This is a genomic window from Pseudomonas sp. R4-34-07, assembly GCF_003852375.1.
GTDB lineage: Bacteria > Pseudomonadota > Gammaproteobacteria > Pseudomonadales > Pseudomonadaceae > Aquipseudomonas.
The window spans coordinates 5,602,704-5,615,240 of sequence record NZ_CP027760.1 but is presented as its reverse complement, the minus strand read 5'-3'; the positions used below and the strand labels follow the sequence as shown (position 1 = coordinate 5,615,240).

The 12,537-nt window shown below is 61.4% G+C and carries 12 protein-coding genes; 7 read left to right on the top strand and 5 right to left on the bottom strand.

The genetic code is table 11. The features are described from left to right. Positions 1 to 51 precede the first annotated feature (51 nt). On the top strand, positions 52 to 1,017 hold the full coding sequence (locus tag C4J85_RS25965) for a GlxA family transcriptional regulator (RefSeq protein WP_124411030.1): 966 nt from the start codon (positions 52 to 54) through the stop codon (positions 1,015 to 1,017). Between the two features lies 1 nt (position 1,018). On the opposite strand, the gene C4J85_RS25960 is transcribed toward C4J85_RS25965, so the two are convergent. Continuing rightward, complete coding sequence (locus tag C4J85_RS25960) at positions 1,019 to 3,373, bottom strand: penicillin acylase family protein (protein ID WP_124411029.1); 2,355 nt, start codon at positions 3,371 to 3,373, stop codon at positions 1,019 to 1,021. 28 nt (positions 3,374 to 3,401) lie between these two features. Next, complete coding sequence (locus tag C4J85_RS25955; protein WP_124411028.1) at positions 3,402 to 3,977, bottom strand: DUF6436 domain-containing protein; 576 nt, start codon at positions 3,975 to 3,977, stop codon at positions 3,402 to 3,404. A 99-nt stretch (positions 3,978 to 4,076) separates the two neighbouring features. Between C4J85_RS25955 and C4J85_RS25950 the strand changes: the two genes are divergently transcribed. Further along, entirely contained in the window at positions 4,077 to 5,018 is a 942-nt protein-coding gene (locus C4J85_RS25950; protein WP_124411027.1) for an alpha/beta hydrolase, read from the top strand. Positions 5,019 to 5,124: 106 nt separating this feature from the next. Here C4J85_RS25950 and C4J85_RS25945 read toward each other — a convergent pair whose 3' ends face one another. Then, on the bottom strand, positions 5,125 to 5,877 hold the full coding sequence (locus tag C4J85_RS25945) for a DUF2059 domain-containing protein (RefSeq protein ID WP_124411026.1): 753 nt from the start codon (positions 5,875 to 5,877) through the stop codon (positions 5,125 to 5,127). A 131-nt stretch (positions 5,878 to 6,008) separates the two neighbouring features. On the opposite strand from C4J85_RS25945, the gene C4J85_RS25940 reads away from it, so the two are divergent. After that, positions 6,009 to 6,641: a 2OG-Fe(II) oxygenase gene (locus C4J85_RS25940; protein WP_124408684.1), complete on the top strand. Its 633-nt coding sequence runs from the start codon at positions 6,009 to 6,011 to the stop codon at positions 6,639 to 6,641. A 122-nt stretch (positions 6,642 to 6,763) separates the two neighbouring features. On the opposite strand, the gene C4J85_RS25935 is transcribed toward C4J85_RS25940, so the two are convergent. Then, on the bottom strand, positions 6,764 to 7,243 hold the full coding sequence (locus tag C4J85_RS25935; RefSeq protein WP_124368739.1) for a transporter substrate-binding domain-containing protein: 480 nt from the start codon (positions 7,241 to 7,243) through the stop codon (positions 6,764 to 6,766). A 133-nt stretch (positions 7,244 to 7,376) separates the two neighbouring features. Here C4J85_RS25935 and C4J85_RS25930 point away from each other — a divergent pair, with 133 nt between their 5' ends. After that, positions 7,377 to 7,817, top strand: coding sequence for a DUF4399 domain-containing protein (locus C4J85_RS25930; protein ID WP_124364859.1), 441 nt, complete (start codon positions 7,377 to 7,379; stop codon positions 7,815 to 7,817). A gap of 68 nt (positions 7,818 to 7,885) precedes the next feature. Here C4J85_RS25930 and serA read toward each other — a convergent pair whose 3' ends face one another. Further along, positions 7,886 to 9,115 (bottom strand): phosphoglycerate dehydrogenase, encoded by a 1,230-nt coding sequence (serA, locus tag C4J85_RS25925; protein ID WP_034116292.1) that lies wholly within the window; start codon positions 9,113 to 9,115, stop codon positions 7,886 to 7,888. Positions 9,116 to 9,320: 205 nt separating this feature from the next. On the opposite strand from serA, the gene C4J85_RS25915 reads away from it, so the two are divergent. The 3 genes from C4J85_RS25915 (at position 9,321) to C4J85_RS25905 (ending at position 12,530) form a co-directional block, all read left to right on the top strand. Continuing rightward, entirely contained in the window at positions 9,321 to 10,715 is a 1,395-nt protein-coding gene (locus C4J85_RS25915) for an FAD-binding oxidoreductase (protein ID WP_124411025.1), read from the top strand. Between the two features lie 24 nt (positions 10,716 to 10,739). Beyond that, positions 10,740 to 11,405 (top strand): fumarylacetoacetate hydrolase family protein, encoded by a 666-nt coding sequence (locus C4J85_RS25910; protein WP_124405591.1) that lies wholly within the window; start codon positions 10,740 to 10,742, stop codon positions 11,403 to 11,405. 198 nt (positions 11,406 to 11,603) lie between these two features. Next, positions 11,604 to 12,530 carry an SdiA-regulated domain-containing protein gene (locus C4J85_RS25905; RefSeq protein ID WP_124411024.1) on the top strand — a complete coding sequence of 309 codons (927 nt, stop codon included), beginning with the start codon at positions 11,604 to 11,606 and terminating at the stop codon, positions 12,528 to 12,530. Positions 12,531 to 12,537 lie beyond the last annotated feature (7 nt).

The following is a 12,537-nucleotide window of genomic DNA, read 5'->3' as shown; positions in this document are numbered from 1 at the left end:
CCTCCCACAGGGTTCTGTGTTTTATTCAGCTAAGAAAAGGTGTCTGTGAGCATGGGCAAAACCGTCGCCATTCTGATCTTCCCTGGCGTCCAGTCACTGGACGTGACCGGGCCTATGGATGTGTTCTGCGAGGCCAACCGCTTCCTCGCGTCTGAAGGCCACTATCAGCTGGACGTGATCGGCTTTGCACACGGCAGCATGGCCTGTTCCAACGGGTTGTCATTGCAGGCCCACCGGCATTACAGCGAGGCCCTGCAGGCTTATGACCTGTTGCTGGTCGCCGGTGGCCCGCAGTTGCCGTTCGAGGATTTTGGCCCGGCGTTCGATGACTGGCTGCGCGCCGCCGCGGCGCGGGCCCGGCGCTTTGGTTCGATCTGCAATGGCGCCTTCATGCTGGCCCGCGCCGGTCTGCTGGACGGTAAAACCGTGACCACCCATTGGGGAGACGCCGCCGACCTGGCCCGGTTGTGCCCCTCGGCCCACGTCGAAGCCGACCGCCTGTATGTGCAGGACGGCAACCTCTACACCTCGGCCGGGGTCACGGCGGGGATCGACCTGTCGCTGTACCTGCTGGCCCAGGACCATGGCCCGGAAGTCGCATTGAGCGTGGCCAAGCGTTTGGTGGTATTCACCCAGCGCTCGGGCGGCCAGTCACAGTTCAGCCCATTTCTCACGCCCCATGCCGAAACCACCTCGGCGGTGGCGCTGGTGCAGTTGTACGTGCTGGCGAACCTGACCGGGGACCTGGGCATTGCCGACCTGGCCAGGGCGGCGAATATGAGTGCGCGCAATTTCTCCCGGGTGTTCGCCCGTGAAGCGCGGGTTACGCCGGCGGAATTTGTCGAGAGGGCGCGGGTGGATGCGGCGCGGGTCATGCTCGAAAGCACGCACGCACCGCTCAAGACGGTGGCCTACCAATGCGGTTTTCGCGATGCGCAGCACATGCGCAGTGTGTTCAACCGTCGCCTGGGCGTGACGCCGCAACAGTTCAGGCTCAATTTTGCGGCGCCCGTGTAGCTTATCTGGCCGGTAGCAGCTTGAGGGTGCCACGGGTATTGGCCGTGATTTCCTCTTCATTGAAATGCGCCTGCTCGTAGCCGCCTTCGATATAGGTTTGCGCCTGATCACTGTAGTGAGCATCAAAGGGCACACCGCTTTGCCCCACCGGGTTGATGGTCAAGGCATGGGCCGCGTCGGCGAAGTCGATCAGGCGGCGGGTCGAGGGGCCGTAGGTCACCGGCCAGGGCGCCGGGCCGATCATGGCGGTCTGGTTGTTCGGCACTTCGTGACTGCCCGGTGCCGCGAAGGGGCCCACGTTGAATAGCCTGTCCAGCGGCTTCTGCATGCCCAGCGGGTGGCCGTGGGTCAGGGTGTGCGCCTTGCCCCACTGCCACTGGGACGGGTCATCGCCGAAGGTGGCTTTCAGGTGCGCCAGGCTGTTATCCCAGGCCAGCTTGACGGTGCCGGCTCGCGTGCCGTTCCACCAGGGCGAATCCGGCGTGGCGGCCAGGCGTGGCAGGGCGGCGTCGATCACGCGGGTGCCGAGCAGGGTCTTGAACATAGCGTCGCCCAGTTTCGGGTGGAAGGTGGCGTCAGCGAGGTTGAACAGCAATTGGTTGAACAGGGTGGCGCTGGTGGAATCCAGCGGGTAGTCGCCTTTCCAGCTTGCCAGTTGTTCTACGAGCTTCAACTGCGCCGGGTCTTTGACCACCTCACGCAGCTCCGGCAACAGCGGCGCCAGCAGGCGCGGACCAAAGGCAGTGGTGGTGCCCAGTTGCAGGGCCTGGCTGTTGTTGACGTCCCACTTCACGCGGTTGTCGCTCAACTGCGCATTCAGCTGCTGGCCACGGTCGGCCAGGTTGTAATAACCGGGGATCTCCATGCCGGTGGGTGACGCCGGCTGGGCATTGGCGGAGACCACATAGCCGCGCGCCGGGTTTTCTTCCTGGGGGTTGGCGCTGAAAGGGTAGAAGCCCAGCTTGTCGGCCTGGGCGGTACTGCCGTCGAGGATGAACGCCGGGTTGACGCCGGCCGGGCGTATCGGCAATTGCGCCGCCGCCCACCAGCCAATATCGCCCTTGGCATTGGCCCACACGATATTCAGCCCAGGCGCCGAGACGTTGGCCGCCGCCGCGCGTGCCTTGGCCAGGGAGTCGGCACGGTTGAGCTGGTAGAAACCCTCGAGGATCGGGTTTTCGCTGTCGAGGAACGCCCACCACATGGCGATCGGCGTGGTGCCGGCGTTTTCACCGAGCACGTCATTGACGATCGGGCCGTGGGGCGAGCGGCGCAGGGTCAGCGTGACCGGGGCCTGGCCCTTGACCTGGATCTGCTGTTCGCTGCTGCTCATGTCGACCCACTGGCCGTGATACCAGACCTGGTTGGGGTTGGCCGGGTTGACCTTTTCGGCGACCAGGTCGAGGTCGTCGTTCTGGAACATGGTCAGGCTCCAGCCGAAGTCCAGGTTGTGCCCGAGGAAGGCCACCGGCACCAGCGCGTTGTGGTAGCCATACAACTCAAAGCCGGGCGCCGACAGCTGCGCCTCGTACCACACCGACGGCACCGAGAAGCGGATATGGGGGTCGCCCGCCAGCAATGGTTTGCCACTCTGGGTGCGACTGCCGCTGATGGCCCAGGCATTGCTGCCTTCAAATTGCGGCAAGCCGTTGTCAGCCAGGGCCTGCTCGCTCAGGCTGGCGAGAGCGCCAAGGGTCTTCCAGTCGCCGGCCGCCAGGTTAAGGGCGCCTTTGGCTTGCCAATCGAGGTCGAAGACCTTGAGGTAGTCGCTGCCCAGTTGGTCGCGCACGTAAGTCAGCAGCGGTTCGGTACGAAAAGCCGCAGCAAAGCTGTAGGCCATATACCCGGCGACACTGATGGAGTCCTCGGCGGTGAACGGGCGCTTGGGGATGCCCAGCACGTCGAACTCCATCGGGCTGGCGTGGCTGGCCTGATATTGGTTGATCCCGTCCAGGTAGGCTTGCAGGGCCTTCCACGCGGCCGAGTCGGTGTTCATGTGCTCGACGTAGCTTGAGGCGCGCTCGCGAATCCGCAGACTGCGAAACAGCTTATCGGTCTCCAGCAGCTTGGGCCCGAGCACCTCGGCCAGCTCGCCACGGGCCAGGCGGCGCATGATTTCCATCTGGAACAGCCGGTCCTGGGCATGCACATAGCCCAGGGCGCGGTACAGGTCGGGCTCGTTGCCGGCGCGGATATGCGGCACGCCACGGTCGTCGTAGCGCACCGTGACCGAGCCTTGCAAGTGCGCCAGGGTGACCGTGCCCTGGCGGGTGGGTTGCTTGCTGTAGACGTACCAGCCGGCGCCGAGGGCGACCAGCACAACCAGCACCACGAGAGCCTGCAAGACACGCTTCATCGACTTTCCTTAACCCTGAATGGACAGACTACGGTTCCTTAGGCCACGAACAATAGCAGCCCACCGCCAGGGTGTGCGTGGCATTCACTTCGCGCCCGGCTTCGAGGGCCTTGAGGATCGGCTCGATAAAACTGTTGTTGGAATTGCACGTCAGCCCTTCGCTGTACGGTCCGAAATACGCCAGCTTGCCCGTACGGTCCCAGATGCCCACGGCCGGGCTGGCCGGCACCTGATCGGCGCCGGGCAGGGCGTCGAGGGTTTTCATCTGGCGCAGGGTGTCCGGCAGGGCGCCGTGGCTGCCGGCCTTTTGCAAGGCATAGAACTCGACACCTTGCGGCGCGTATTGCTCGATCAGCTCACTCAGGTGTTGCTGGTTACCGACATTGCACGGGCAGGCCGGGTCCCAGAAGTGCACCAGGCGAATCGGCCCAGGCCCGCGCAGTGCGGCGGGCAGTTGCAGCGCATCGCCGGAGAACACCGCCGTGTGTTCGCTGAAGGCGCGCAGGTAACGGCCCTGGAACCAGTCATACGCGGCCGACAGCACGGCGGCGCAGATAATCAGCACCAGGCTGGCGAACAAGGCAGTGCGGTAGGGCTGTCGCATTCAGAGGTATCCTCGCGGGTCGCGTAGCTTGCCATGCTTGTCCTGACAGATGAATATCGCAGCTCGATATTCATCTTCACCGTCAGTCTGGAAGCCTTTATGCCCGTTAACTTTGACCCTGATCATCTGCGCGAAAGCTTGCGGCCCCTGGTGGATGCGCAGCCTTTGTCAGCCGAGGCGCGGGTCTATCAACGTTTCTATGGACTCGACCTGGGCGCACGCAAGGTGCCGGCCGTGAGCCGTCTGGGGCGCTTGGAGGTGGGCGGGTTCGAGGTGGTGGCGCAGGTATGGTGGCCGCCTGCGCCGGTGGCGACAATGTTCATGTTCCACGGCTTCTACGACCATATGGGGCTGTACCGCCACGTAGTGGACTGGGCGCTGGACCAGGGCTTCGTGGTGATCGCCTGCGACCTGCCGGGCCATGGATTGTCCAGCGGCGTGCGTGCCAGTATTGATGAGTTTGCGGTGTACCAGGACGTAGTGCAGGCGTTGTTCGCCGAGGCCCAGGCGCTGCAATTGCCGCAACCCTGGCACCTGTTCGGGCAAAGCACCGGCGGCGCCATCGTGGTGGATCACCTGCTCAACCACGGCGCCGAAAGCCCGGCCCAGGGCAAGACCTTTCTGCTGTCGCCGCTGGTACGTCCGCGTGCATGGGGCTGGTCGCAAGCCAGCTATTACCTGCTGCGCCCGTTCGTCAAAGGCATCGCGCGACGGTTCAGCGATAACTCCAACGACCCGGCCTTCAAACCCTTTCTCGAAGCCGACCCGTTGCAGCCGCGCCAACTGCCGACCGCCTGGGTAGGCGCCCTGGCGCGCTGGATCAAACGCATCGAAGCCGCACCGCGCAGCCCACGGCGGCCGGTGATTGTGCAGGGTGAAGAGGATATGACGGTGGATTGGCAACATAACTTGCAGGTGCTGCGCAGCAAGTTTGACCAGCCCGAGGTGTTGATGCTTAAGCGTGGGCGGCATCACCTGGCGAACGAAATTCCGGAGATTCGTGAAGAATATTTCAGTTTTCTCACGGACCATCTGAAGTAACACAATCCAATGTGGGAGGGGGCTTGCTCCCGATAGCGGTGTGCCAGTCAACTTATGTGTAGCTGACCCACCGCTATCGGGAGCAAGCCCCCTCCCACATTTTTTTCTACTGCGCCAGGCTGGAGGTGCTTTGGCCGACCGCAAGGCCTGCGCGGATGGCGGCGAGCGCTGCCTGGTAATACGCCTTGCCTTCCGGCGATTCGGCAAACGTCGCGAATTCTTCCAACTCCGGGTCAGACAAATCCCGATAGACATACAACAGCGTGTTATTCAGATCCTTGTCGATCTGCTGCATCAGCCGCTCACGCTGCCCATTCAACATGCCCTGAGCCTGACCACCGCCCAGCAGGCCGGGGATCATCTGGCTCAAGCTGTCCGCCGCCACGCCGGCAATCGCCAGGCTGACTTCGGCGCCCGCTTCACGCGCGGGCAGGGCCTGGGCCAGGTGGCCGATGATCAGGCTGCGGGTAGCATCGGCTTGGATTTTCGGCAGGCCCTGGGCGTTTTTCGCCAATTGGTCGCGACGCGTGGCGAGCAATTCGGCGGCGACAATCTTGCGGCCCAGGGGCGACTGGAAAAAACTCAGGGCCGGTTTCGGGTCCGCCAGGTGCTTGCGCAACTGGGCCTCGGCGCGCTGGTCCATGGCCTGGGCCGCGAAGCGTTTGTTGCTGTTGTCCACCAGCGCCTGGTACACCGCCGGCGGCAGGCTGTTGCGGTAGCGCTGTTGGGCGGCACTGAGGGCATCATTGAAATGCGCACGTTGTTCGGCCCAGCCGGCAACCTTGTACAACTGGTCATGGCCGTCTGCCCAGGCGGGCAAAACGCAGAACATCAGCAAGGAAAGAAACAAACGACGCATAAGGACTCCTGTCAGTCGGCCACTATTGTCCGTGTCGGGCGTAGGATTTGTCGAGAAGTCCTATCAGTCACCTGACTAAAGTGTATTCGAGCGCTCGACGGCGCTGTCGGATTTACAGGCGTATGGATACTATGCGCGCCATGCAAATGCCCCTTGATCACCCCCTGCTGCAACGCATTGTCGACGACCTGGCCGAACAAGGCTGGTCGCAGCAGAATGCCTTCCTGCCCCAGGCTCTGACCCTGGAGCTGGCGGCTGAGTGCCGTAAACGTGCGGCTGAAGGTGAGCTGGCGCCGGCGGCGGTGGGGCGCGGGCCCGCCCAGGAAATTCGCGAGGGGATTCGCGGCGACCACATCCAGTGGCTGGAAGAGGGCGATGCCGCCGTCTGCGATACCTACATGGCGATAATGGACGGCCTGCGCCTGGCCATGAACCGTGGCCTGTTCCTTGGCCTGGAAGACTTCGAAAGCCACTTCGCGATGTACCCGCCCGGGGCGTTCTACCTCAAGCATGTGGATCGTTTTCGCGACGATGACCGGCGCATGGTCTCGGCCGTGATCTATTTGAACGACGCCTGGCTGCCCGAACACGGCGGGCAGTTGCGCATGTACCTCAAGGGTGGCATCGAACACGACGTGGCGCCTACCGGCGGCAGCCTGGTGGTGTTCCTCTCCGGCGAAGTGCCCCACGAGGTCCTGCCTGCCACGCGTGAACGCCTGTCCCTGACCGGCTGGTTCCGTCGGCGCGGTAACGAGCCGTTTTAAGCCGGCGTCAAGTCTTGCCTGGAACAAAATGTGGGAGGGGGCTTGCCCCCGATAGCGGAGTGTCAGTCAGTTGATCTCTGGCTGACACTCCGCCATCGGGAGCAAGCCCCCTCCCACATGGGTTATCGCGTATTCCCGTCGAGCCACTTCTCTTCCAGCGCCTTTAACCGACCATCATCCTTCACCCGCTTCAACGCATTGTCCAGGCTGCTCTTGAACGCCGGATTGCCTTTCTGGAACGGGATCACCAGCTCCGGCGTCTGGTGATACGCCGCGCTGAAATCGAACTGATCCTCAAGCTCGGCAGTCATAGCGATATGGTTAAGCGCCACGTCATATTTGCCGGTCGCCACGCCAGGCAGCAGGTCGGCATCATCGGTGGTGATAAACGAGGAACGCACGTCCATCTCCTTTGCCAGCAGTTCACCCAGCTCGACCTCAAAGCCGGTGAGCTTCTCGCCCTCCTTGAAATTGTAAGGCGGGGTGTTGGCTTCAAGGGCGATGCGCAGCTCACCGCGATCGTTGACATCATCGATCAGCTCGGCGTGAGCCGGGGCGCTCAGAAGGGGAAGCAGCAGTAACAGGCCAGGCGAAAAGCGCATGGTCACTCCTAAAGAATTCGTACGGGCGAGACGCCGTTCAGCATCGCTTTGCTATGGTGTCGAGTGCCTTGGACAGCAATTTGTCGCGAAGTTGTCATAACCCTACAGATTTCACGAAAAACTGGAGAAGCGAATGAAAGCCCTTTTGTCCCGTGCAACCCTGGCCTCTTTGATGCTGGGTGCTTCGATGTTGGCCACTGCCGCCGACGGCATCCCGCGCAGCGCGCCGCCTGAAGGCGCGAAAGTATTCATCGTCTCGCCCAAAGACGGCGCCACCGTCGATAAGACTTTCACCGTGAAGTTCGGCATGGAAGGCCTGAAACTGGCGCCGGCCACCGACCAGACGGCCGGCACCGGCCACCACCACTTGCTGATCGACCAGAAAGAATTGCCCGATGCGAAACTGCCGATTCCGGCCACCGACACCGTGATCCATTACGGCAAGGCTCAGACCGAAACCGAATTGACCCTGACACCCGGCAAGCACACCTTGCAACTGGTGGCCGGCGACAAACTGCACATGCAGTTCAACCCGACGGTCGCCTCGAAAGTCATCACGGTTAACGTCAAGTAAGCGCTGTTCAGGCATAAAAAATGGGAGGCCCCTGCGGGCCTCCCATTTTTTATGCCGCATTTAAAGCGTCAGAACAACACCCGGCTACGAATAGTGCCGTTGATGTGCTGCAGCTTCTCTTGCGCCAGGTCCGAGTACTCGGCGTCAACGTCGATCACCACGTAGCCGACCTTCTCGTTGGTCTGCAGGAACTGACCGGAGATGTTGATGCCGTTTTCCGCAAAGACCTTGTTGATCTCCATCATCACACCCGGAATGTTCTGGTGGATGTGCAGCAGGCGGTGCTTGCCAGGGTGAGCCGGCAGGGCCACTTCCGGGAAGTTCACGGACGATACCGAGGTACCGTTGTCGCTGTACTTGACCAGTTTTTCCGAGACTTCCAGGCCGATGTTGGCTTGGGCTTCAGCGGTGGAGCCGCCGATGTGCGGGGTCAGGATCACGTTGTCCAGGCCGCGCAACGGGCTTTCGAAAATGTCGTCGTTGGAGCGTGGCTCTACCGGGAACACGTCGATAGCGGCGCCGATCAGGTGCTTGTCCTTGATCGCCTCGGCCAGGGCGTCCAGCTCGACCACTGTGCCGCGCGCGGCGTTGATCAGGATCCCGCCTTTCTTGATGGCGCGGATTTCCTTCTCGCCGATCATCCACTGGGTCTCGGCAGTTTCCGGAACGTGCAGGGTGACGATGTCGGACATGCCCAGCAGCTCGGTCAGGCTCGACACCTGGGTGGCGTTGCCCAAGGGCAGCTTGGTCAGGGTGTCATAGAAGAACACCTGCATCCCCAAGCCTTCTGCCAATACCGACAGTTGAGTGCCGATCGAACCGTAACCGACGATACCCAGCTTTTTGCCGCGGATTTCGAAGGAGTTGGCCGCGCTCTTGATCCAGCCGCCACGGTGGCAGGAAGCGTTCTTCTCTGGGATACCGCGCAGCAGCAGGATGGCCTCGGCCAGCACCAGCTCCGCTACGGAACGGGTGTTGGAGTACGGTGCGTTGAACACCGCGATGCCGCGTTCGCGCGCTGCGTTGAGGTCGACCTGGTTGGTGCCGATGCAGAAGCAGCCGACCGCCACGAGTTTCTTGGCGTGGTCGAAGATCTCTTCGGTCAACTGAGTGCGGGAGCGAATGCCGATAAAGTGCGCGTCGGCGATCTTTTCCTTGAGCTGGGCTTCCGGCAGAGAACTGGTGATGTACTCAATGCTGGTGTACCCGGCGGCTTTCAGAACGTCGACGGCCGATGGGTGGACGCCTTCCAGAAGAAGGAACTTGATCTTGCTCTTATCGAGAGAAGTCTTGCTCATCTGCGTAAACCTGTATCCCGGAGAAAAATGGCAGGGAATCGGATCGCTTAAGCTGACCCGGACGGCAGGAAAGCCGTCACCGCAGAAACGCCCTTGGGCTCTGTCCTGCGGGGGCGGTATGCTAGCATACGCGCCCCGCTAAACACCTATTCCTGCGACGTGAAGCGTTCTCAGGATGACCATGAATTGTTCGAGAGTTCTGTCGATGACCCATCCTGCCCTGATTGATGAGCTGAAGACCCTGGTTGAGCCCGGCAAAGTGCTGACCGACGCCGACTCCCTGGAGGCTTACGGCAAGGATTGGACCAAGCATTTCGCGCCCGCGCCGTGCGCCATCGTCTTTCCCAAGACCACCGAGCAGGTGCAGGCCATCGTCCGTTGGGCCAATACCCACAAGATGGCGCTGGTGCCATCCGGTGGGCGTACTGGCCTGTCGGCGGCGGCGGTGGCGGCCAATGGCGAAGTGGTGGTGTCATTCGACTATATGAACCAGATTCTCGACGTGAACCTTACCGACCGCACTGCGGTGTGCCAGCCGGGCGTGGTCACCAAGCAATTGCAGAACGTTGCCGAAGAACATGGGTTGTACTACCCGGTGGATTTCGCATCGTCCGGTTCCAGCCAGATTGGCGGCAATATCGGCACCAATGCCGGCGGGATCAAGGTGATTCGCTACGGCATGACCCGTAACTGGGTGGCCGGGATGAAAGTCGTCACCGGCAAAGGCGATGTGCTGGAACTGAACCGTGACTTGATCAAGAACGCCACCGGCTACGACATGCGCCAGCTGTTCATCGGCGCCGAAGGGACCCTGGGTTTTGTGGTGGAAGCCACCATGCGCCTGGACCGTGCGCCGAAAAACCTGACCGCCATGGTGCTGGGCACCACCGACTTCGACTCGATCATGCCGGTGCTGCACGCCTTCCAGAGCAAGCTGGACCTGACCGCTTTCGAATTTTTCTCCGACAAGGCCCTGGCCAAAGTCCTCGGGCGTGGCGACGTGCCAGCACCGTTCGAAACCGATTGCCCGTTCTACGCGCTGCTGGAATTCGAAGCCACCACCGAGGAAGTCGCCAATCACGCCCTGGAGACCTTTGAGCATTGCGTCGAGCAAGGCTGGGTGCTGGACGGCGTGATGAGCCAGAGCGAGACCCAGCTGCATAATCTGTGGAAGCTGCGCGAATATATCTCCGAGACGATTTCCCACTGGACGCCGTACAAAAACGATATTTCGGTCACCGTTTCCAAAGTGCCGGCTTTCCTGAAAGAAATTGACGCTATCGTCGGCGAGCATTACCCGGATTTCGAAATCGTCTGGTTCGGCCACATTGGCGACGGTAACCTGCACCTGAACATCCTCAAGCCGGAAACCCTGAGCAAGGACGAGTTCTTCGCCAAGTGTGCCACCGTGAACAAATGGGTATTCGAGACCGTCGCCAAATACAACGGCTCGATCTCCGCCGAACACGGCGTGGGCATGACCAAGCGCGATTACCTGACTTACAGCCGCTCACCGGTTGAAATCGAATACATGAAGGCCGTGAAAGCGGTGTTCGACCCGAACGGGATCATGAACCCAGGCAAGATCTTCGCTGTTTAAGGACGCTTTTTAAGGAGTCGTTCCATGAGCTATCAGCACAAGTATATCGACGGCACCAGCATCCACTTTCCGGTAGGCAAAGTGGTGTGTATCGGACGTAACTACGCCGAACACGCCAAGGAACTGGACAACCCGGTGCCGACCGAGCCGTTGCTGTTCATCAAGCCGGGCAGTTGCGTGGTGCCGCTGGAAGGCGGTTTCACTATTCCTACCGAGCGCGGTTCGGTGCATTACGAAGCGGAAATCGCCGTATTGATCGGCAAGCCGTTGTCGAACAACCCAAGCCGCGAAGAAGTGCTGGACGCCATCTCCGGCTTCGCCCCGGCCCTGGACCTGACCCTGCGCGACAAACAGGCCGAGTTGAAGGCCAAGGGCCTGCCGTGGGAGATCGCCAAGTCGTTCGACGGCGCGGCGGTGATTGCGCCTTTTGTGGTCGGCAGCACGTTCGCTGACGTGACCGATATCGGCATTCGCCTGACCATCAACGGCGAAGTCCGCCAGAACGGCAACAGCGCGCAGATGCTCAACCCGATCGTGCCGATGATCCAGCACATGGCCGGCTGCTTCTCGCTGCAGGCGGGTGATGTAATCCTGACCGGCACCCCGGCTGGCGTAGGGCCGCTGAATGTCGGCGACAAGCTGGTGCTGGAGCTGTCGGGCGTCAACCGCTTCGAGAGCGTCGTGCGCTGACTGTGTGCACAAATGCTGTAAAAATGTGGGAGGGGGCTTGCTCCCGATTGCAGTGTGTCAGCCGGCTAACCTGTGCCTGACACTCCGCTATCGGGAGCAAGCCCCCTCCCACATGGTTTTGCATTTTTTTCACACGCCATCCGCATAATCCAGCTTCTTGCTCTATTCCCTACAGCTGACTTCCGGAAAAAGCCCTCAATGGCCGTGCCTCTGCCCACCTCCAAACCTACGCTTCGCTCTCGCTTGACCATGCGCTGGTATTCCTGGGTGTTTCTGGCCGGCGCGATCCTGTATGGCATCGCCTGGGCCATGCACTGGGATGATCGCGGTGTGTTGTGGGTGCTGGAAGGTTTTGAAAGCCCGGCCGAACGCCGGGAAAGCGTGTGGCTGCCGGACTATCACGCGGTCATCGACGCCAAGTTGCTGCCCGGTATGGAGAAGGACGAGGCCTCGGACCTGTCCTACAACCCAAGCACCAAAACCCTGTTCTCCGTGATGGGTAAGAACCCGTTCCTGGTGGAGCTGAGCCTGCAAGGCGACGTACTGCGCAAGATGCCCCTCAACGGCTGGAACAATCCGGAAGGCCTGACGGTGATGGAGAATGGCTTGATGGCCGTGGTCGATGAGCGCGAGCACAGCCTGACCATCGTCAAGGTTGACGCCGGCACCACGGCGTTGAACAAGGCCGATTTCCCCAGTTATGACCTGGGCCCGTCCAAGAACCAGAACAAAGCCTTTGAAGCAATCACCTGGGACCCGCGCAACCAGCAACTGGTGCTGGGCGAAGAGCGCCCACCGGCACTGTTTACCTGGAAGAGCGACGGCAGCCAGACCCTGGCAGGCGACAAGCAGAAACGGGCGAGTACCGAACTGGACGTGCGCAACCTTTCCGCCCTGGCAGTCGACCCGCGTACCGGGCACTTGCTGGTGCTGTCGGCCGACTCCCACCTGCTGCTGGAGCTGGATGAAACCGGCGAGCAAGTCAGCTTCATGACCCTGCTGGGCGGTTTCAACGGCCTCAAGGACACCATCCCGCGTGCCGAAGGGGTGACCATGGACGAGAGCGGTACGCTGTATATCGTCAGCGAGCCAAACCTGTTCTATCGGTTTGAAAAACAGAAATAACCTACGT

Bases quoted from the DNA above. Each gene is read 5' to 3' on its own strand.
- C4J85_RS25935 (WP_124368739.1), bottom strand. From the start codon at position 7,243: ATGCGCTTTTCGCCTGGCCTGTTACTGCTGCTTCCCCTTCTGAGCGCC.
- C4J85_RS25905 (WP_124411024.1), top strand. From the start codon at position 11,604: ATGGCCGTGCCTCTGCCCACCTCCAAACCTACGCTTCGCTCTCGCTTG.
- C4J85_RS25955 (WP_124411028.1), bottom strand. From the start codon at position 3,977: ATGCGACAGCCCTACCGCACTGCCTTGTTCGCCAGCCTGGTGCTGATT.
- C4J85_RS25965 (WP_124411030.1), top strand. From the start codon at position 52: ATGGGCAAAACCGTCGCCATTCTGATCTTCCCTGGCGTCCAGTCACTG.
- C4J85_RS25915 (WP_124411025.1), top strand. From the start codon at position 9,321: ATGACCCATCCTGCCCTGATTGATGAGCTGAAGACCCTGGTTGAGCCC.
- C4J85_RS25910 (WP_124405591.1), top strand. From the start codon at position 10,740: ATGAGCTATCAGCACAAGTATATCGACGGCACCAGCATCCACTTTCCG.
- serA (WP_034116292.1), bottom strand. From the start codon at position 9,115: ATGAGCAAGACTTCTCTCGATAAGAGCAAGATCAAGTTCCTTCTTCTG.
- C4J85_RS25950 (WP_124411027.1), top strand. From the start codon at position 4,077: ATGCCCGTTAACTTTGACCCTGATCATCTGCGCGAAAGCTTGCGGCCC.
- C4J85_RS25940 (WP_124408684.1), top strand. From the start codon at position 6,009: ATGCGCGCCATGCAAATGCCCCTTGATCACCCCCTGCTGCAACGCATT.
- C4J85_RS25945 (WP_124411026.1), bottom strand. From the start codon at position 5,877: ATGCGTCGTTTGTTTCTTTCCTTGCTGATGTTCTGCGTTTTGCCCGCC.
- C4J85_RS25930 (WP_124364859.1), top strand. From the start codon at position 7,377: ATGAAAGCCCTTTTGTCCCGTGCAACCCTGGCCTCTTTGATGCTGGGT.
- C4J85_RS25960 (WP_124411029.1), bottom strand. From the start codon at position 3,373: ATGAAGCGTGTCTTGCAGGCTCTCGTGGTGCTGGTTGTGCTGGTCGCC.